Origin of the sequence: Spirochaeta cellobiosiphila DSM 17781 (genome assembly GCF_000426705.1) — a bacterium.
Lineage (GTDB): Bacteria > Spirochaetota > Spirochaetia > DSM-17781 > DSM-17781 > Spirochaeta_E > Spirochaeta_E cellobiosiphila.
The window spans coordinates 134,364-154,868 of record NZ_AUFW01000007.1 but is presented as its reverse complement, the minus strand read 5'-3'; the positions used below and the strand labels follow the sequence as shown (position 1 = coordinate 154,868).

Annotated in this window: 15 protein-coding genes; 6 read left to right on the top strand and 9 right to left on the bottom strand. The window is 38.1% G+C overall.

Features of this window, described 5'->3' with window-relative positions; all coding sequences use genetic code 11:
* Positions 1–34: 34 nt before the first annotated feature.
* The gene (locus tag K345_RS0100650; protein WP_028972528.1) at positions 35–3,490 is read right to left on the bottom strand and encodes a PPi-type phosphoenolpyruvate carboxykinase family protein; all 3,456 of its coding nucleotides are present in this window, start codon (positions 3,488–3,490) and stop codon (positions 35–37) included.
* 171 nt (positions 3,491–3,661) lie between these two features.
* On the opposite strand from K345_RS0100650, the gene K345_RS0100645 reads away from it, so the two are divergent.
* The 5 genes from K345_RS0100645 to K345_RS0100625 all read left to right on the top strand — a co-directional run bounded on the left by K345_RS0100645 (position 3,662) and on the right by K345_RS0100625 (position 10,862).
* Positions 3,662–5,662 (top strand): DUF6909 family protein, encoded by a 2,001-nt coding sequence (locus tag K345_RS0100645; RefSeq protein ID WP_028972527.1) that lies wholly within the window; start codon positions 3,662–3,664, stop codon positions 5,660–5,662.
* A gap of 43 nt (positions 5,663–5,705) precedes the next feature.
* On the top strand, positions 5,706–7,289 hold the full coding sequence (locus K345_RS0100640; RefSeq protein ID WP_028972526.1) for a hypothetical protein: 1,584 nt from the start codon (positions 5,706–5,708) through the stop codon (positions 7,287–7,289).
* Positions 7,290–7,304: 15 nt separating this feature from the next.
* Positions 7,305–7,787, top strand: coding sequence for an FKBP-type peptidyl-prolyl cis-trans isomerase (locus K345_RS0100635; RefSeq protein ID WP_028972525.1), 483 nt, complete (start codon positions 7,305–7,307; stop codon positions 7,785–7,787).
* 11 nt (positions 7,788–7,798) lie between these two features.
* Positions 7,799–9,493: an AMP-binding protein gene (locus K345_RS19115; protein WP_083963561.1), complete on the top strand. Its 1,695-nt coding sequence runs from the start codon at positions 7,799–7,801 to the stop codon at positions 9,491–9,493.
* Between the two features lie 154 nt (positions 9,494–9,647).
* Positions 9,648–10,862 carry an SH3 domain-containing protein gene (locus K345_RS0100625; RefSeq protein WP_028972524.1) on the top strand — a complete coding sequence of 405 codons (1,215 nt, stop codon included), beginning with the start codon at positions 9,648–9,650 and terminating at the stop codon, positions 10,860–10,862.
* 62 nt (positions 10,863–10,924) lie between these two features.
* Here K345_RS0100625 and K345_RS0100620 read toward each other — a convergent pair whose 3' ends face one another.
* The 3 genes from K345_RS0100620 to K345_RS0100610 form a co-directional block, all read right to left on the bottom strand.
* Positions 10,925–12,892, bottom strand: coding sequence for an FAD-dependent oxidoreductase (locus tag K345_RS0100620; RefSeq protein ID WP_028972523.1), 1,968 nt, complete (start codon positions 12,890–12,892; stop codon positions 10,925–10,927).
* Positions 12,893–12,961: 69 nt separating this feature from the next.
* Positions 12,962–13,768, bottom strand: a complete 807-nt coding sequence (locus K345_RS0100615) for a MerR family transcriptional regulator (RefSeq protein ID WP_028972522.1) — start codon at positions 13,766–13,768, stop codon at positions 12,962–12,964.
* 34 nt (positions 13,769–13,802) lie between these two features.
* Entirely contained in the window at positions 13,803–14,498 is a 696-nt protein-coding gene (locus K345_RS0100610; RefSeq protein ID WP_028972521.1) for a YczE/YyaS/YitT family protein, read from the bottom strand.
* Between the two features lie 106 nt (positions 14,499–14,604).
* Between K345_RS0100610 and K345_RS0100605 the strand changes: the two genes are divergently transcribed.
* Positions 14,605–15,501, top strand: a complete 897-nt coding sequence (locus tag K345_RS0100605) for an AraC family transcriptional regulator (RefSeq protein ID WP_028972520.1) — start codon at positions 14,605–14,607, stop codon at positions 15,499–15,501.
* A gap of 183 nt (positions 15,502–15,684) precedes the next feature.
* Here the strand turns inward: K345_RS0100605 and ypfH are convergent, their stop codons facing one another.
* From ypfH to K345_RS0100585, 5 genes are all read right to left on the bottom strand, one after another.
* A complete protein-coding gene (ypfH, locus tag K345_RS0100600) occupies positions 15,685–16,311 on the bottom strand; it encodes an esterase (protein WP_053227939.1) in 627 nt (208 codons plus the stop codon).
* A 561-nt stretch (positions 16,312–16,872) separates the two neighbouring features.
* Entirely contained in the window at positions 16,873–18,006 is a 1,134-nt protein-coding gene (locus tag K345_RS0100595; protein WP_211227805.1) for an NHL repeat-containing protein, read from the bottom strand.
* 708 nt (positions 18,007–18,714) lie between these two features.
* On the bottom strand, positions 18,715–19,152 hold the full coding sequence (locus K345_RS0100590) for a GNAT family N-acetyltransferase (protein WP_028972517.1): 438 nt from the start codon (positions 19,150–19,152) through the stop codon (positions 18,715–18,717).
* A 103-nt stretch (positions 19,153–19,255) separates the two neighbouring features.
* The gene (locus K345_RS23740; RefSeq protein ID WP_425423276.1) at positions 19,256–19,351 is read right to left on the bottom strand and encodes a hypothetical protein; all 96 of its coding nucleotides are present in this window, start codon (positions 19,349–19,351) and stop codon (positions 19,256–19,258) included.
* Between the two features lie 126 nt (positions 19,352–19,477).
* Positions 19,478–20,434, bottom strand: a complete 957-nt coding sequence (locus K345_RS0100585; protein ID WP_028972516.1) for a hypothetical protein — start codon at positions 20,432–20,434, stop codon at positions 19,478–19,480.
* Positions 20,435–20,505: the final 71 nt, after the last annotated feature.

Below are 20,505 nucleotides of genomic sequence, written 5' to 3'. Positions count from 1 at the left end.
GGCGATAGCCCTTCCTTTCTAATCGAAACGTTCTCTAGATCTTGTAGAGAGGATCTGCTCCAATTGTTCCTTCAAGTTTATCTAGATATCCAGCTTCACTACATAGGGCCAGATTGTTCTCTGCCAATGCTAGTCTGGATTTAAGATCAAGACGTTCAACTGTTTTGCTGTTCTTTTTATCATTAATAAACTTAGTAAGATTTTTAATATGCTTCTTATAAAGATCAATCTTCTTACTCTGTTGAAGTTTTAATCTTTCTTTATACCAGTCAGAGTTAATGACATATTCTCTGGTGAATAATTTACGGATTTCAGGATCATGTATTGTTTTACCTTCATAAGTTCCATCAACCATGATATGGAGTATAGCTTTAAGTGGTGGAATAAATCCTTCTACAGAACCATCTGCAAGATATTCCTTGGCTACCTTTGCAAAGGTTTCGGTAATGTTCTTAATCCCATCAACAAAGTCGTCCATGTTTTGAAGTTCAGGCTTAAGCATATCGTCATTGAATACAGTCTCAGGATTATCAAAAATCCTTCCAAGGAAGTTCGTTGTAAACTTTCTAGTGATTCTATATCCCAAACAGGAAGCCTTAATCGTTTCCCCTTTGTATTCGAAGTCTTCCAGCTTTTCCAGATACCCATTATCTAATAGATACTTAGGATCCCGTTCAGCTTCTGACATTCGTGACCACATTTCAGGAATGAACAAACTAACATCATGATCTACCTTATAGTTAGGACCAATATGTCCTGCCGCAGATGTAAATCCATTGTAATCTCCCAGAATAAAGCTTAAGAGAGCATTGTTAAGGTCAGTTGTGGCGACCAAGGCATTAAAAGGAGCTTTAGTTAACGCTCCTTCTGTCCCAGCACCTGTTGTGGAAGGAGACTTACCAGTTAGAGAACAAGTAAAGTCCATAAAGATCTCAGGTAGTTCCTGGTAATGAATGGGGTTATATACGGCTAAAGGTCTAATACCCGCTTCATGATCTGATGGGTTGTTTCGTCTTCCCGGTAATACCGCATTAACAGGATTATAGACAGGTTTATCAATAGGAATCTGTCTATAAAGTCTTGTTCCTAATTCTGCTAAATAAAGGTCTGTATCATCCAGTAAGTCTGGACGAACTTGTAGATATCTAACATTCTTTGAAGGAGCTCCATTTACAATACGAGGATGACTGGACACAATAAAGTACTTGTCTTTATCGGTGGTTGCCATTTCTTCAATACAATCCTTCATGGGATCAGTGTATTGATAAAAGTCTATAGTATCCTGCATTAGTTCTTTGGCCTCTTCTTGTTTCAAAGGCTCAAAGTTACTGATAAAGTTCCCTTGGCTGGATAAATCCAATTCTGCTTGTTTATCATAACCTTTCTTAACTGCATCATCAGGTCTCTGGAAAAATCTTGACTCACAGTTTGTAGTGATTTTAACAGATCGGTTTTTGTAAGATTCGCTTAACCCTTCTAGTTCTTTGGAAGGAACGATAACAGAAGCAGAGATATCATCTTCCCATTGTACCTTATCAGCAGGCATAAAGTCTTGTCGTAACTTATATGTCCAGCCAGAACCATCGTGTCTAGAACCAACTCTCAAATAAGAACCCACTAAATCAAGGCCTTTGAATTTAACTTGGTTACCAGATACACCGTTGATGATATCAACGCTGAAATGCTCTCTCCAATTATCACCCCATTCAGGTTGGTAGAATCTTTTTATGGAGAATACCAAGCTTTTAATGTGATTAGGAATTGATCTAAGCCAATCATTAAACTCATCTGTACAATCTTCTGTAGGGGTCAAGAGTTTAATAACAGAACCAAGAGATCTCCTTTCACTAAGAATAGTCCGTGAAGCCTTTGTTCCGGGATGGAACTCCGGTTTGAATCTGTCGTGGTAATCTCTGTTGATGATAGCTTCCGCCATATCCATGTCTTTTTCAAAATCATTGATATAAACAGGACCGAATTTGATGGCATCCCAAAGAGATTTAGATATCTCTGACTTACCTCCACCAGATACGGTACATGGTTTGTGGCAAAGTGTTCCTTCTGCAACAGTTCCTACTAAACGCCAATTGGGTGAGTTAGGATGTTTTTCCATACGAATTTTATAACCAGTAGGATGGACATAAGTGTTTTCAGGTAGAACTCTAATGGAATGAGTCTTACTTCCCTCTTTCCAGGAGGCTTGTTGGCTTTCCAGATCAATAACCGCATTTTCAGGAAGGAAGATGATGTTTGGATATTTTGTATCAACTCCATAACCTTCAGGTTTAACATCAATGGTGCTTCCCAATATCTTGACTATAGTATCAAAAGTTTGACCCTTACTACGTAGGTTTGAATCGGGAACAAACTTAACACCAAGATTGTAACTTGGGAAAGTTAAAGCCCCTCCAGCATGTTCCTCTTCACAAAGTCCTGACAAGTTAGCAGAATAGCCAATCTGAGTCTTAACTTCCTTCTTGGAATAACCAAAGTAGTTATCTGCTATGATAGTAACAATGACACCTTCTTCATTTCTTGCGGTAAGTTTGAAGGGGGTTCCATCATTATAAAGTTCATCTTCTTTTTTCCATGCCATACCGTCTTTTTTCTGTCGTTCTGTTGCCTTATCCCATTGGGGAAGGCCCAGTTCTTTCTTAGTTAAAAGACTCACATGGGGAGCCAGGATTACACAACCTGTATGTCCTGTCCAATGCTGAGGATCCAATCCTGCATCATTGTCAGGTAGGTTAGGATCTCCTGCATTACCAAAAATAGATTCAACAAAGTCCAGGTTACTAACGAGGTTACCGGGAGCAAAGAATCTGATTTCCATAGATTTTTCTGATGTATAAGTAGGAACCTCTGGGCAAACAATAGGTCTAAGAAGAAGGGATACCATGGTATGAGCTTTTTCTTCTTGGTTTGCAGAGAAGGGTAATAGGCTTAACTCAGCAGTAGGCTTTAAGGCCGCTTTTAAGATACGGGCAAAAGCTGTCTTGGGAACAGATTTTTTATCAAAAGGTACAGGTAGTCCGCCTTCACAAACGTGAAAGGATCCTTTTGTTGTTCTTCTATCATTTTTGGGATTATGAAGAACCCCTTGTTTTATTCTATAAGAATGAACTATATCAGTAATGAACTCATCACCGTCTGCAGGAATAGACATTTCTCTTGCCAAACCATAACGGTCGAGAACTAAGGTATTTGATGGTAAACGAGGAACTGTATCTTCCTCTGCATCATCAAGGTACTCATTCAAGAAATCCTGAATTCTTTGATCGACTGGACAGAGGTATTCTGACAGCAGATTATTCTTTTCCCGGAATCCTTCTATTAGATCATGAGCAATCTCAAGATCTTCACTTCCCGCCTTGGTATAAGGAGGGAGACCCAACGCCGCCAGTTTGAGATTGATGTATCGGATGATACGTTCTCTGTACTGGGGATCACTTTGATCAAGATGAACACCAACATCTCGATTTGGTTTCATATTTATGCCTCCGTTTAGAATATTTATGCTGTGCTTTTAAACCCAACAATAATCCCACATAATGGGGAAATCCATCAATGGAAAAATGAAGAAAAATTTATTTATTTAAAAGAAGCTTCACCTTTCTCAAGATGGACTACACTATTATATTAACATAAAGAGGATGAGAAGTTGAGAAAAAATGATAAAAAGCTTATCGAATTATTGGAAAATATGATTCCCTTCCGGTTCCTGGCCTTAGAAGAAAAGAAGGCCCTAACCCAGAGGATGGAAAGGGTGACTTTTAGGGAAGGAGAATTCATTTTTTCAAAGGGTGATAGATCCTTTGAAATCTATTTGATAGAAGAAGGATTGGTCGGGACAGGAAGTATCACCCCTAATCGACAAAAGCCCTTACGTATGATCAGGAGTGGCCACTACTTCGGAGAAAGGGCTATCCTGTTTAAACAACCTGAAAGAATCTTTAGTGCCAAAGCTCTATCAGACTGTGTTTTATGGTCGCTCAAAGGATCTGATTTTATCTCTTTGGTTATTCATTCACGGGCTTTTGCTCATTCTTTAGGTAATATTCTAAGGGACAAGCAGGGGCTCTTTGATGCTTTTGATCACTACACTGCGGAGGTTAAGCGAGGGCTTAATTCAAGCTTTATGGATTGGCGTAAAATTCTGCGTTTATACCGAACCTTACAACCCGCTCTTCATCCGGAAGTATTGAATAATGCTCTCATTGATACTAATGCCTTATCCTATGCTATTCGCAGATTACCCCAGAATGTGACTTCTGTGTTTTCCTGGCTTTTGACAGATGATGTGCCACCTGAGTATCGTTCACCGGGAGACTTCTTTGACAGTATACCTACTGCAGGACGAAGGCGAGAGGCTTGGAAAATGATGGAAGGTAAGGATTTAATACTCCTTCGACATGGTTTCTCAGATTTGCTTGATTTCATTAGCTGTCTATGTACCTATAGTGTGGAGGCGGAAAAAATACGGAAGAGATTGTCCGAACCTAAGTGGCTTGGGTTCCTTCAAAGTTCCAGCCAGATAGAAGGCCTTCCCTTTTCAAAGGAGGAGGCCGAAGGTTTATATCATATATGGGCTAACAATACTTCAGAACAAATCCAGAATATTCTTCTCCATAATGAAGCATTCAATCTAACGCTTCATAAGCAGATTGATAATTACAATAGTCGACGAAGTGAGAAATGGACACTCCAGATTCGTCAAGCCACTGAGGATCTTTTGCAAGTCGATCCTGCTGATTTAAGTGAAGATTGGGAAGTTCATATCATTAGTTCTAATACTCATTCGGTTATCAACTGTCTAAATCCTAGCTTGGCCAGTCATAGAGAAGCTATCCTTTCCTGGGCTAAAGAGAGACAACATCCCTACTTATCAGAACACTGGCTGAATCAAACAGATCTTTCCTATGCGCTTTTCCCTGATTATGTACAGGATATGGGCCCTGTTTTATCTGACAAGGAAGATCTGGAACATGGAATTCTTAGAATAGAGAACACAGCCAGCACAGGGGTTCAAGTTCAGCTTGTTAATATGGAAAAACTCAAAGGCTGGAAGTTAGACGATTCTTTAGAAGCTATTAATACTGAGAAAAAGAAGCTCATTGTCAATATTGATTATGCCTTTGGAGAACAGGCTGAAGAGATAATACGTAACCTTATCATGCTCTATGGTCACAAAATCAGGAGTATAAATATTCTGGGAAAGGCAGGGGCCTTGTTAGGCAAACGGGGAGACATTCTTGTTCCCACAGCCTTTCTGGAACAGGTGGAGGACAGATATTTCTTATTACAAGAACCCTGTGATGAGGCCTGTAAGAGATTACGGGACACTCTTCAAGTAGGAGTTCATAAAGGTCCTCTCCTCACTGTATCTGGTACCTTGTTACAGAATAAGGAAATGCTTCATTTTTATAGAAAAATATGGGGTTGTATTGGTCTTGAGATGGAAGGAAGTTTTTATTCCCGTCCTATCCGTGAGTTAAGTGATATAGGAATTTTGTCAAAAAACATAGATCAACGATATTTTTACTATGTCTCTGATCTCCCCTTAGGCCATCATAGTAATCTGTCTCAGCCTCTAAAACGATCTGAAGGATTACCACCCTTATATGGAATCACCAGGGAAATCCTCAACCACATAATTCGTTAAACAAGCCCCCCTAATTGCCGATAGTTGAAGAGGGGGGTTATATATGTCACACGTTCAACAAGTAATACTTACTTTATTTTTTTTACTACCAGCTTTTCTCTTTGGACAGGACAGAACAATCCTGTACCGCTTTGTTGAACTTGACGGTAACTATGAGTTTGTCGGTCGATATCCAGTAAGTGAAGAAGAATTCGCTCTTCAAAATGTCTATAAGATACAAAAGGACAGCCAGGGCCGCATCACTAAGGTCAGTTATTTTAAAATGGGTATTCCTGCTCCGGATGAGAATTTCAAAGTGGCATCCATTGATATTCAATATTATGGGGATTATGAAGAACGATCTTATAAAAATGCTCTGGGCTGGCCCGATCATGATCCCCTAGGTGCCTATAGTGAACGAATCAAAAAAAACGCAAAGGGTCAAAAGATAGGCCTCTACAAATACGACAGATATGGCCAGCTCATGCCTGATAACCTGGGTGTTGCCTATTATCGTTGGGAAAGCGATGACAAAGGTAATCGCCTTAGATCCCTTCGTTTTAGTATAGAAGGACGTCCTGTCGTGGCCAAAGACGGGCTACAGGAACGACGCTTTGAATGGAATCAGCAAGGTCAAATGACCCTTGTCGCCGGGTATAATGATGCAGGCGAACTCACAGAAAGTGAAGGTGGTTATGCCCAGGTCCAATGGAAATATGATGGTCTTGGCAATCTAATTGAAGAAACCTTCCTGGATTCCCATGGGAATCCCTGGGAAAACATGTACCGCATAGCCCACACGCAATGGACTTATGACGATCGGGGATATGCTATATCCAAGTCTTTCTATAATGAAAACTATAAGCCTGTGGCTGATGATAATGGGGTTCATGAATATCTTTACCGTCGGGATGAAGCAGGTAACCTTGTTGAAGAACGACATTATGATGTACAGGATCAGCTTACTCTGGATTTTGAAGGTGTAGCGATGTATCAATGGGAGTTCTTCCAACAGGGATCAGAGTTTGAAAAACGTATCTATGGCACTGATTTAGAGCAAAAAGAAGATGATTATGGTATCGCTGTCTATAGTGAAAAACTTGATAAAAATGGAAAAACAATTGAAAAGCGCTTCTTTGGAATCGATGGTATACTAAAAAAAGATTCCCATGGGGTAGGAATATATAAATGGAAATTCAGTCCTGAAGGTCTCCTTGATGAAATCAGTTACTATTCCCGTTATGAGGAACCAGGGGCAGGACCTGAAGGGGTTTTCAAAATATCCTACCAGTATGACAGTGATGGACGACTATTAAGCAAGCGCAATTATGGAATAGATAATCGTTTAACCGTAGATAATAAGTCTGTTTCCCAATATAATTACAGCTATACTGAGGAAGGATTGCTAGAAGAACAGGAAAACTTGGGTATCTTTAAGCAGAACATTCTTGACTCAGAGGGTGTTGCCTATTATCGTTGGGTCTACGATCATTTTGGTCGACCTGTCCAAGTATCACATCTGGGAATTGATGAAAGATTAACTGAGAATGTAAGTGGTGTTGCTATATACCGTTATGATTATATTCCAGGTCAGGTAGGAAGCCATAAAATAGCCTATAACAAGAAAGGTGAACGTTTGGGTTCCTAATGAAAGGAGAGTCCTATGAAAATTGCTGATAAAGCAGTCGCGTATTTGGAGTTTGAATTAAAAAGTGAAACAGGTGAGGTTCTTGATTCCAGTTCAGATCATGGCCCCATCGCCTACATACATGGAATGGGGAATTTGGTTCCTGGCTTAGAAAAAGCCTTAGAAGACAAGTCCGCAGGTGACAAAATTGATATCAAGCTTGAACCTAAAGAAGGTTATGGTATCTATAATGAAGAACTTGTTCAGGATGTCCCCAAGGATTACCTGAAGGAAATTCCTGATTTGGCAGTTGGGATGGAGCTGGAAGGAGAAACCGAAGAGGGGATCCAGATTGTTTATGTTAAAGAGATTGGAGAGGATACAATAACCATTGATGGGAACCATCCCCTTGCTGGTAAAACTCTAGAGTTCCATGTAGAGGTTGTTTCTGTTAGAGAAGCAACTAGCGAAGAAATCGAACATGGCCATGTTCATGGGGAACATGGACACCATCACTAATAGATAGATATATGAGTAGACCAGATATTAAGAAATTTACTCTTCAGAATGTATGGAGGGTAATTACAAAACTATACACCACACTGCCAGTGCTGTCTTATGTTGATGAGACGCCCTTAAGTTATAATGATCTTAAGGACAAGGTGGAGGCTTTATCTGCTTTCTTTCAGCAAAAAGGCATTAAGCCTGGAGATAAAGTAGCTCTATTGGCCGAGAATGGACCTGAGTGGGGTGTCTGTTATTTCGCTATTAATAACATAGGAGCTATTATTGTTCCTATAATGACAGAATTCTCAAAGATTGACGTGACTAATATTCTGACTCATTCAGAGTCTTCTGCCATTGCTGTAAGTTCCCGGTTAAAATCCAAAGTTGATACAGGAGCCTTAGCCAAGGATTTCCAAGTATTTTCTACAGAAAGTTTTTTTGACTTACCAGTGCCTGAATCACTAGATGTCCCTGAGATCGAAGAAGATGATACAGCCTGTATTATCTATACTTCCGGAACAACAGGTAAATCTAAGGGGGTAATGCTTAGCAATAAGAACATTGCCTGGAATGCTTGGATGGGACTTGATGTTCCCAAGTATAATGAGAAACAGATCATGGTATCCTTGTTACCTATGGCGCATACCTATGAATGTTCCCTGGGATTCCTTCTTCCTATATTAGGAGGTGGTCAGGTTTTTTATCTAAAAAGGCCCCCTTCTGCCTCTATTTTATTACCAGCTCTTAAAAAAGTAAGACCACATATGCTACTAAGTGTGCCTTTGCTGATTGAGAAGATATATCGTCAGAATATCCTCCCCAAATTCAAGAAGAGCAAGCTTCTAAGCAAATTACATTCAATTCCCTTTTTCCGAAAAATTCTTAACCGGATCGCAGGTAAGCAAATGAAAAAGCTCTTTGGCGGTCGTATGCACTTCTTTGGAATTGGAGGAGCAGGATTGGATCCTGAAGTGGAATTATTCCTAAGGGAAGCAAAGTTTCCTTATTGCATTGGCTATGGTTTGACAGAAACCAGTCCTCTTATTGCAGGATCAAATCCTCAGAACGTTCAATATAAGGGAGTAGGTCCTTTAGTTCCGGGAGTGGAAGTCGTTATCGATGATCCTAATGAAGAGGGTGTCGGTGAGATCGTTGTTCGAGGACCCAGTATCATGCAAGGTTATTATAAAGAACCGGAGATGACCAGAGAAGTTCTCAGTGAGGATGGCTGGTTCCGAACAGGAGACCTCGGTCTTATCGATAAGAAGAAGCACTTATTCATTAAGGGCAGACTCAAGAATGTGATTCTTGGACCTAGTGGAGAGAATATTTATCCTGAAGCTATCGAAGCCCTTATTAATAATATGGACTTTGTAGAAGAATCCCTAGTGTATGAAGAAGAGGATAAATCTATTGTGGCCCGTATTCACTTGGATTATGACTCTATATCCAAATACTTTGAAGGACTGGCTTCCAGTGCTTCACATCTAGCAGAATCAGCAAGCCACATTCCCAAAGATATCGGGGGATACCTTCATCACGTACAGGAAGAGATCAATAAACAGGTGGCTAAGTTTAGTCGAATCAATAAAGTAATTGAACAAAAAGAACCTTTTGAAAAAACGCCGAAGAAATCGATTCGTCGATTCCTTTATACCCAGTATAAAAAGATTACTGGTAGTGGTGATGGTGGTTCAAAGAAAGATAATAATAAATAATAGATAAGGGCTGCTGTAAGACATTACAGCAGCTTTTTTTGTGCCCTATACTATTAAGATCAAGATGATGCAAATAATAAACGTCAATATCTATCGAGATTTAGACCGGTTAAAATGAAGATATAGAACTACAATGGATATATAATATGGATATATGAAAAGTAAAATATTTGTATTAATCCTGGTTTTAGCAATAATAATAGATTTGAACTGTCAGAATACTAATACTATAGAATTAAAATTGATAAATGACGCAATATTGTACCCAGACAAAGGATCTCTTACTACTGAGGATCGCCTGCTTGAATTAGATGCTGGAACCATAGTCTATGGAGAACGTATCTCATACTTAGGTAATATTGATAATAATAGATGTTATCTTGCTGTTATAAATTATGATACAAAGAATTATAAATTGCTTTCAAATGCCTTAGTGTTAGCCAATACAAGTACATTGTTTCCCAATGATTATTTGACTTTAGATGCTTCAAAAGATGCAGAAATCTGGATTCCTGCTTTTAATCTGGATATTGTATCCGGACAGAGTAAAGAAATAGTTAACAAATATTATGGTAAAATTAATGAATATTTATTGAGCCATGGTCGAGGTAAGTACAAGATATCCAGTAATTTTGTAATATCTCAAATTTCTATTTCACTCAGTTATTTAACAACATATCATTATTGGATTCATAATATAGAGAAAAAAGAGGGAGGATACCTTGCTACTGTTGAAGCCACTGACAGGTTAAAAAGATATTATGAGCAAGGTGAATATCAAGAAGACTATCTTTTAGATCTTCCTACATATCGTGAGAGACGTACTTTTGGTTTGTTATTTGTCAAGGATAATAAATACATGAACATATACCTGGATGATATAAATCATCCCCTTGCTGAAATGATACTAGTTGATAGTGATTTTTATTATGCTTTGTGGGAGGAGGTTTATTCAAATTTTGAAGCTGACATTTCCAACCTAAACTGGCCAACAAGAGCTGATGGTTCTATGGACTATCCCATAAGAAACCCTAAATTATTACCTACATTTAAACCTACACATACTTTAACAAATGACTTAAAAATGAGAGCTAAAGATTCCATAGATTCTGCTTTCTTCGCCACTTTGCCGAAGGGAGAAGAAGTCCAGTTAATAGAAAAAGGATCCACGGATACTATCGATGGTATAACAGCTCCTTGGTATCATGTCTTAACAAGTAAAGGTTATTATGGTTGGTGCTTTGGAGGAAGTGTTAAAGAGGTTACTAATGATTTAGTGTATCTCGTTCCTATGATTATAGGTATTGTTGTTTTATTAATTGTAATAGCTATTATAATGAGCAAAAAGAAGAATAAAAACTTTCAGTAACACATATTCCATGAGAAAAGAAGGTTACCAATAGTGGTAACCTTCCCGTTCTATCGATTAGCTTATTTGCTTTCCGCTAGAAGATCAATTTTTCCTCCAAGGGCATTTTCTGTTGCCCTTGCTCCTGCTAATCTTCCTGAATTATAGGCCCATCCCTGAGCTGCACCTTCTATGGTGTGAGCATAATGATCTGAATAAATAGCACCTGCATCAGCACCGGCAGCATAGAGATTCTTAATGGGGGTATATCCTTGGTCAGGATCATTAAGAACTACTTGTAGATTGGCGTTTATCCTAACACCTCCAACAGTACAAAGGTTATTAGGTCTTATCTTAAAAGCATAATAGGGGCCTGAGCTTAGATCATACATATGTTGACCCAGCTTACCATATTGACTGTCTTTCTTGTTCTTCGCATCACTGTTATATTTGGCCATTGTCTCTTTTAAAGCCACAGGATCCATTCCTGTTTCTTTTGCCAATTCGTCGAGAGTATCCGCTTTTTTTACGTCACCTGCTTCAACCATTTGATCAACGATTTCTGTCAGGTTAGGCCATCCGCTATGTATGGGAGTCAGCTCATGAATTGGTCCCATGGCAATAGGTTCATTCATTCCAGCAGCACTAGCTCCTTTTTGTTCAAGAGTGTTTAATAATGATTCATTATAAAGGAACCATGCATAGTCTCCTTGGGAAACAAGGGCATTTGTACTTAAGGCTCTATCGTATACAATATCTTCATTGGCGTATCTAAAACCACCAGGATTTAACCAGGGTATTATAGGTGTATAGGCTATGGCTGAAGTGGCATAGGTCTTAGCTAAAGGATGATCAAAGTCTCCTGTTACCTTGTTGGCTCCGTCTACAGAAAAAGTATGAAGAACCATTGCTTCCATACCTCTGGTTGCTGCCCCAAGGTCTACAGCCATATTGATTCCGTCTCCCACATTGGTATCATAACCGATTGATTTAACATGGGGGCCGCCTAGTGCTTTGGATACCATCTCAGAGTTACCAACAAAACCACCTGAAGCTATAATTACTGACTTCGCATTTATTTTATAGGTTGTTCCATCGTGGGCTTTCGCTATTACCCCTTTGACGATACCATCTTCAACCATGAGTTCCTTTGCGGGAGTTTCATAGAGAATCAGAGCTGCATTATTACTTTTGATTGTGTCAAGCATGGCCCCCAGTTGGTCCTTAGTCTTGGTAAAATCATCATACTTGTGATAACCATTGGTTCCTTCTGTATGGCTTTGTTGTACTGCTTCTTCCATTTTATGAAATACAACGCCATGAGCTTGGAGCCAGTCCGCTGTAGTTGTTGATAATTCAAGGAATTGTTTAACGAGATTGGCATCAGCTTTCCAGTCCATTTCTTCCATATATTTATCAAAAATCAAATCTATATTAAGAGGTTTTTGACCTAATTCCCGGGCTTTTTCACTATCAGCGGCAAAGAATCCTCCCCCGTTAGCTGTAGTACCACCAGGAATTGCTGTCTTCTCCAGGACAATTACTTTTGCACCATGTTCTGCAGCTGTTACGGCAGCGGCTGTACCAGAGCCTCCTGCTCCTATGACCACAATATCTGTCTGTAGTTCTTTAATTTCCCCTTCGTTTTTCTTAACAACATCTCTACCTAACTGTTCATCCTTAGCTCCTGCATTAAGCAAGGCTGCTTTAATGGCATCAAGTATACCATTACTAACCATGGTAGCCCCTGAGACTGTATCAACTGCAATAGATTGTGTATCAACAACAGCCTTAGGGATTCTGCTAAGAGCGGCATCCGCTATACCATCAGTTTCACTATGCTCCAGGATCTTTACATCAGTGATTTTCTTGTCATCTACTGTTACCTCAACCTTTATGGGACCATTATGGCCTTCCCCTTCTCCCGTGTAGGTACCTGGTTTGAATGAAAAATCCCCATTTTTCATTGAACATCCACTTATTGAGAAGATACTCACTAGGGCAATGCTCAATATTAGGAACTCCCATCGTTTCCTTTTTTCCAAATGCATCAACTTACTCCTTTTATATAGATAATAAATTATCTAAATAGAAGCATAAACTCCGTAGCAAATACGGAGTCAAGCGATTTCTGAGATAGGAAGCCAGCATTCAAAATATTGTATCTTTTCTGTGTCTTTCTGCTCTTCATTGAGTATCCAACCGGTAATATCCCCGGATAGCCTATATCCATTATCCTCAATATATTTAAGAGCTTCGGAAAAATGCCCTGTTGATATGGGGGAAGTACTTGAACTTTGAATTACCGTGTGAAGACATAATTGGGATGGAATTCTCTGAGAGCTATGATGCTTTAGTTTTTCAGCTAATACGGAATTAGAACATCTTAGGGCATAACCAAAATTAATGTTTCCTGCTAATCCCTTTTTGTCCCTCTGTATATAAAAGGATAATTCTATATAGGGAAGATGAGCAATCCAAACCTTATTAGCTTCCAGAACCTTATCACTGGTATCGAACTCATTGTTTTTCTGGTTATAGTAAATTAAGATTTCAGGACTGTGCACAATTCTGTATTTTCCGTTTAATTCAATGGCGTTTTCATGATCATCAAGGAGTTCTTTAATACGGGTTTGGATACTCTGGTAGTGCTTCAGTTTATTAGCAATCTTTTCTTCCTGTATTTTCAACTTTTCTATTTGGAAATCATTACCCTTATTTACCATACTAAGAGAGTCCTCAAGGTTAAACTCCAGTTCTCTGTATAGTTTGTAGGCCATTATCTTGTTGAGATCTGTTGATTCAAAATATCGATAATTATTTTGGCTATCTCGTTCCGGGGCCAGAAGTCCCTTGCCCTCAAAGAATCGTAGCGTATCAACTGATACTCCCAGAATTTTCTGTATATCACGCGGTTTATATTTCATTCCCTCTATTCCTGTCTAGGATTCCTTATGATGACTAGCCCTCATTCCTTCTGTCAACTAAAAGATCTTTGTTTTCTCTAGGAAGATGTATAGGGGGATTATGGGCTTTGTTCTTTGACCTGGGATCTAATAATTTTCCAATAAGAGTTACACTGGGACCAATGCTTAGGGCCATTATTACAGTTCCCACCGTTAAGGCCCGTCCCAATAGAAGCCCAATGATGATGGCAGTGAAGTCCCAACAGATTCTGACAACAGGGAAGGGAAGCTTTAATGCCTTAGTAAGAAGGGTAGGTGCTGCATCATAGGGTACTTGTCCTAGATTTGCATTCATATACAAGGCCACAGAAATAAGAAAAGGAATCAAAGCCAGGACAAAGACCGTTGTTCGATAAGCGGGATCTATAAAGATTTGCCCTGGAAGATAGAGGGCCCATAGGTGACGGCACAGATCACTTATATTACCGATAAGTGTCATATTTAAAATGGTACCAATATTGATAAGCTTACGGCCAAATATCAGTTGGGGAATGAAGAGAACAAGATTAACCAATATCATGCAAAGGCCAAAACTAATGTGGAACTTTTCGGAAAGTGCCATATTTAGAAAGGTGGAAGTATCCAAACCAAAATTCACTTCAATTAGAAAAGACAAAAATACACCCATACCAACGATCCCTAACAACATCAACAGAAACCGTCTTGTAAAATCTTTATTGAATAATTTCATCTGGAGTTTCCTTCCTTTAAATATTAGAATATCACTATAAATAAAGAAGGAATTAGAAGAATAGTTCTGATTTATATGAGAATATCGTCAATAGTAGGAATATTGTATGGCCCTTTCCTCTAGTATAAGTTATGCAGACATTAATCAGCGAGAAGAGAAATCCCATGGTTCTCTTTTCTTACCTGTCGCTTGTTATTGTGTTCATTTTCCCGAATCAACCATTCCTTTACATTGGCATGATGAGCTTGAGTTCATCATTGTCTCCAAAGGGCGATTGCAAATCCTATTCGGAACAGAGAAGCTTGTATTGAATCAAGGAGAAGGGATATTTATCAATGCCAATGTTATTCACAGTGCAGAAGCGGTTCCTGGGATCCGTACTATGATTCTTACTATAGTCTTTCATCCTAGACTCATAGCAGAAGCAAATACTCAGTCGATATGGAAGACCTATATAAATCCTCTCATTAATAATCCTCAGCTCCCGGTTCTCAAATTAACTGAAGAAATCCCCTGGCAGAAGTCCATCCTTGCAGGCATTTATCAATCCTGGGAGATTCTGGCTTATGACAAATTTGGTTACGAACTTAGAGTTCGTAATGCGCTCTCAGAAGTCATCTTAACTCTTATTGAAAATCATCAAGGACAAAGTTTTCCAGAGTGCCAAAAGGATCGACGGAATAATGAACGACTGAAAGAAATTCTGATGTACATACACAGTCATTATTATGAGCCCATCTCCTTAGAGGATATTGTTAATGTAATGGCTATGAGTCGAAGTTCTTGTTTGCGGTTTTTTAAAAACACTCTGGGAATGACACCATTGAACTATGTTACTCAGTATAGACTTATGGCCGCTGCTCAATATCTGGAAGGAACTGATTGGCTTGTCTCTGAAATAGGTTATCGTTGTGGCTTTAGCGACATGGGATATTTCTCTGGACAGTTTAAGAAAAAGTTTGGAGTGACTCCTAGGGAGTATAGGATGGCATTTGATAGGTAAAATACGTTAGTAATACAAGTCATAATTCTCTATCCCCATTATCAATCCTGAATATTTTTGTGAAATGGATTACATATGAAGGCAATTAAGGAAATAGAATGGATAACATCCAGAAAATACAATGAGCGAGAATTTAAGTCATCTGTGGAAGTTTTCAAAGGAGAAAGAGAAGTTTCCTCCCCTTTATTTCTCAGAAAAACGCTTTATGGCACAATTAAATAAGTATTGACTAATACTATGATTGACAGCTTTTTCTGTATCCAAACTCACTTTTGCACCTAAACTTTTTAATCGTTCAAAGGCTTGAGTGGCAAACTGAATTGATATAACAGGATCTGCTTCTCCATGGAATAAATGAATAGCCGTTTCTTTGGGGGCTTCATTAGGTAGCTGAGCATAGCGACCGGAGAACCCTAATACTTTTGCAACTATCCCATCATGTGCTTTAACCGTTTCGAGGGACATTATTGTGCCTTGTGAAAAACCAACTAACACTGTTTGTTTTTCTGAAAACCCCAGTTGTTTTTGTAGTGCTTTAATCATATCTACAAATTGGGGTAAAGCAGATGTGATGCGTTTCGTTCGATTTTCTTCAGTCACATTTTTTATGGAAAACCATTGTCTTCCGCCAAAACCGCTGTCAAAGGCATCGAAACCATCTACAACCACGCAGTGAGCTGTTGGATAAGTTTGATTTATTGCTTTACCGATGGGTGCCATATCTTCCTTATTGCTACCTACACCATGAGCTATAATAACTAAATATTCCCCATTGTCTTTTGGTGGATATTCGATGTAATTTAATGACATTTGTTTCTCCTAGTAGATGTTGAGCATCTAACACTTAGTGTTAATAGAAGATAGGAAAAGTAATGTTATCAGTCAAAAGAATTAAGTTAAAAAAAGAGATTACTTAAACGAGGGAAAGATTTAGGAAGTTCACCAGATTCAATACAGAAGCATTCTCCAGAAGAGATAAAACAATTAAAATGATATAAAATATGAACTTGAAAAGAACAGATTAAAGACTCTTTGCCATACCAGTTGATATACACAATTCTTTTTCGTTAAAAATTTTTGTTCAAGCTATAAGTAGTGGACCTCAGACTAGTACAAAAGTACTCCTTGAGAGCTATTTGTCGTATCTACAATCTTACAGTGGATGAAACGATTTCTCAGGGAAATGAGTGAGCATTAGAAGATTTCGCTATTATGCTCCATAGCTGGTGTTTCCTTGAGTGGATATTACCTACATCCTCAATGACTCCGGTTAAATACCGGAGCCATTGAGCCAGTCTATTTAGAACCAATTGTCCATTTTTGGGGGCAGTTCAATGGAGATCAGCCTTTTTTTACACACATTTCAAAACGTTATTCTATCTTCCGAATGAGATTATTACTGAAATCTGCCACATAGAGGCTTGCCCCAAAGTAGATAATTCCTCTTGGGAGATAGAAACTTGCCTCCTTACCCATTCCATTATTTGCTCCTTGAGAGCCCGACCCAGCTAATGTGGTAACCTCGCCAGTTGCAATTACAATCTTTCGAATTGAGTTATTACTAGAATCGCTCACGTATAGGTTTGTTCCGTCAGTAGTGATTCCTAGTGGATTATTGAAGCTTGCCTTAGCACCGATCCCGTCGTCAGAGCCTTCAGAGCCCGACCCAGCTAATGTGGTAACTTCGCCTGTTGCAATTACGATCTGCCGAATCCGGTCATTTCCTTGTTCAGCTACATAGACGTTTGTCCCGTCAGTAGTAATTCCCTGTATGGATTTGAACATTGCCGCAGTACCTATTCCGTCTTTATAGCCAAAAGAGTGCGTTCCAGCTAATGTGGTAACTTCGCTAGTTGCAATCGAAATCTTTTGAATTAGGTTATCATAAACATATGTGACATAGAGGTTTGTCCCGTCTGTGGTAATTGCATATGGATCACCATAGCTTGTCTCATAAAATGTGGTAACCTCGCCAGTTGCGATTACAATCTTTCGAATTAGATCATTCTTTTTATCGGCCACATAAATGTTTGTTCCGTCAGTAGTGATTCCTTGTGGATGGTTGAAGCTTGCCTTAGCACCGATCCCATTGTCAGAGCCATCAGCACCCGACCCTGCGAATGTAGTAACCTCGCCAGTTGCAATTACAATCTTCCTGATCTGCTTATTATAAGTATCAACTACGAAGAGGTTTGTCCCGTCGGTTGTGATTCTAGCTGGACCGTCAAATCTTGCTGTACTGCCTGTTCCGTTTTTAGAACCGGAAGAACCAGATCCTGCCAGAGTGGTGACCAAGCCACGAATATTGGAAGGCGTTGGTTTCTCAGAGTTGTCAGAGTTGTCAGAGTTGTCAGAGTTGTCAGAGTTGTCAGAGTTCTGAGAGTTCCCAGAGTTCCCAGAGTTCCCAGAGTCACCACCACCAACTGGATTGCTGCATGCAGTTAACATAATTACTAAAGTCAGAAGGCAAACGCCTAATAGAGTCTTTACTGAATTATTCTTCACTTTTTACCCTCTCATATGTAAAATGTTAGTCATTATAAATGACTAGTTGGTCAGTATTATAGCACGCTAAATGCTTTTTTCAACAGAAGCCGGTTTTTTTTTCAAGAAGAGGTTTAATGGAATTACCCCAATCAGAGAGCCTTTTTAGCTGGGGATTTCTTTTCTTTCATCCCTTTCTCGAAAAACATGGTAGGCATCATTCCAGCTGATTGAATAAACGGAAGACTATACAGCCCGCAAGGCCTCTGTTTAAAAGGAATACTGGATGAACAACCAGATCTCATCCTTAAAATAGCAGCGTAACCCACCAGGAAGAGTTATGATCGAAAGTTGTGAAAGGATAAAAAAAGAGTAAATCCTCCTTTGAAATGTTGGTAACCACACCACTTTCATACACTAGATTGGCTACATACTTAGATACAGTTTTTTCTCAGACATAATACTGCATAATATGTTAGGAGTAATTATTTCAAAGAGATATTCAGACCAGTTCAAGAAGCAGATAGTAGAACTAATAAATAATAGTAAAAGTATAGTGGTCTAATTTAGGAACTGTACCGACTCTTGGAAGCACTATAAGTTGTCCCAAATTGGGAATTATTTAGTGCTGTCTTTCATTTAACGTTTCAGGCATACATGAAGTTGCCAGGGAACCCCTTTAAGGGGGTGATGAAGGAGTGGAGCCATGTATGCCTAGTTAAGTACAGCTCAATTTTTGAGGTGTGCCTGCAAAATGTATTCTTTATACTCTTCATCATATTCCATTTCTTTATAACCATTCTCTTGAAAGAAATTTAGAGCTTTGACGTTATCTTTTTTCACTTCACATTGAACGATATCATGTTTTTGAAGTCTTTGAATTGTTTTCAGATAACCAGATCCAAGACCTTTTCCTTGATGATCTTTTGAGAGTGCAAACATTTTTACCCAAGAAATATCAGGATCTTCTTTGGGTATACAAAAGCCTATAATTTTTTGATTGTCAAAAAAACTATAGATTTCATGATTTACATGACGCTTTCCTTCGAGCCAACCAGTGAATGATTCTATCGAATGCTTCTTTCCATCAGATGTTAAGAAATCAGAATTTTCATTCCAAATTTCAACAACTTCTGGTATGTCTTGTTCAATAAAAACCTTTACCATATAAGTTCCTCAAAAATTGAATTGCATTTGACGTATTTTGAATACACAACGTACTACGACCAGTTTGCTGGTCGGTGCTGATTTTGCAAAGCAAAATCTGTAACTATAGTGGTCTAATCCAAAAAACTATATTTTCATCTTTATATTTATTTGCGTAAATTGTTGTAAGGGTAGTTCCCCATTTTCCGCCGCCTAGTATGGTGATTTTTCATTTTTCTTCTCTTTTTAAACTATAAAACATACATAATTAATTTAACATCATGACCAAAAGGATCTATTGCATCAGCTTTTGTTACCTATAAATTCTTGATTTCAACTATATCAGTTAAGTGTTAACTATTCTTTTATATATAATATTCTTGTTAAACCTATTATCTATTAAAAAACTCTTCTTGAGTTCAGCTATCTTATTATATAAATTATCTGAAGTGTACAGAAAATCTATTTGCTTAAGTTTTAATAAATTCATAAATAAATTTTCAAGTCCACGATAAAACGCAATTCTAGTAAGTTTTTTATTATTCTCTAAGCCATTAAGTGATCCTAGTTTAGATAAAAATCCAATATACAAAAATCTTAGTTCATTATTATGGAGCCATCTAAAATCTTGAATTTTGGGTAAATAGTCTAACATCAAGTATTTTATAGATGGTATTTCATTTATAAAATTTAAAGACCTTTCATCAACTCTACTATTTTTAAAAATTTCGAGTTCATATAAATTACTGGTATTAGCAATACCTTCAAGTGCTATTGTTGAACCACCTGTTAACCTGATTTTATTAATAATAGTGTTGTTAAATATTGAATCATCATAAAATGTCCCAAAGATTTCTAATTCACCAATATTGAAAGGTAAAACAAATTCACATTTTTTATTTAATTCTGCTAATCGTAGATATGCAACTGACTCAATATTATTTAAGAAGTGTAGACTTTCTGGTGAAAAAATCCATATTGATCTAAGTTTAATTTTTTTATCAAGTCTAATTTTAGGAATTGGACAACGTAGTTGAATATGAAGATCTTCAAATCGTGATATTTTATTGATCTCTTCTTCGAAGGTGTCTCTATTTTCTTCTGTTATAATTAATTCTTTAGTTGGTTTGTAATATTGTTTAACTCTATCTAAAATTGAATTTATCATATCTGTTTCATCACTTTCAAAAGGAAAATTTATTACTACCTTATTTATTATCTGATCAATTTGGGAAATTTCCCAGCAGTCCCTTTGTGTTAACAAACTTTCAAGAATTAGCTCCGAATCTTTAAGTGTAATCATAAGTCCTATCCATTTATTTTTTTGCTTGAAAAACCTTTTTCATGACAATAGGCAAGTCGGTCTATACGCTA

Coding starts and splice junctions, on each gene's coding strand:
- K345_RS0100650 (WP_028972528.1), bottom strand. CDS start 3,490: ATGAAACCAAATCGAGATGTTGGTGTTCATCTTGATCAAAGTGATCCC.
- K345_RS0100640 (WP_028972526.1), top strand. CDS start 5,706: ATGTCACACGTTCAACAAGTAATACTTACTTTATTTTTTTTACTACCA.
- K345_RS0100635 (WP_028972525.1), top strand. CDS start 7,305: ATGAAAATTGCTGATAAAGCAGTCGCGTATTTGGAGTTTGAATTAAAA.
- K345_RS19115 (WP_083963561.1), top strand. CDS start 7,799: ATGAGTAGACCAGATATTAAGAAATTTACTCTTCAGAATGTATGGAGG.
- K345_RS0100625 (WP_028972524.1), top strand. CDS start 9,648: ATGAAAAGTAAAATATTTGTATTAATCCTGGTTTTAGCAATAATAATA.
- K345_RS0100620 (WP_028972523.1), bottom strand. CDS start 12,892: ATGCATTTGGAAAAAAGGAAACGATGGGAGTTCCTAATATTGAGCATT.
- K345_RS0100615 (WP_028972522.1), bottom strand. CDS start 13,768: ATGAAATATAAACCGCGTGATATACAGAAAATTCTGGGAGTATCAGTT.
- K345_RS0100610 (WP_028972521.1), bottom strand. CDS start 14,498: ATGAAATTATTCAATAAAGATTTTACAAGACGGTTTCTGTTGATGTTG.
- K345_RS0100605 (WP_028972520.1), top strand. CDS start 14,605: ATGGCCCTTTCCTCTAGTATAAGTTATGCAGACATTAATCAGCGAGAA.
- ypfH (WP_053227939.1), bottom strand. CDS start 16,311: ATGTCATTAAATTACATCGAATATCCACCAAAAGACAATGGGGAATAT.
- K345_RS0100590 (WP_028972517.1), bottom strand. CDS start 19,152: ATGGTAAAGGTTTTTATTGAACAAGACATACCAGAAGTTGTTGAAATT.
- K345_RS0100585 (WP_028972516.1), bottom strand. CDS start 20,434: ATGATTACACTTAAAGATTCGGAGCTAATTCTTGAAAGTTTGTTAACA.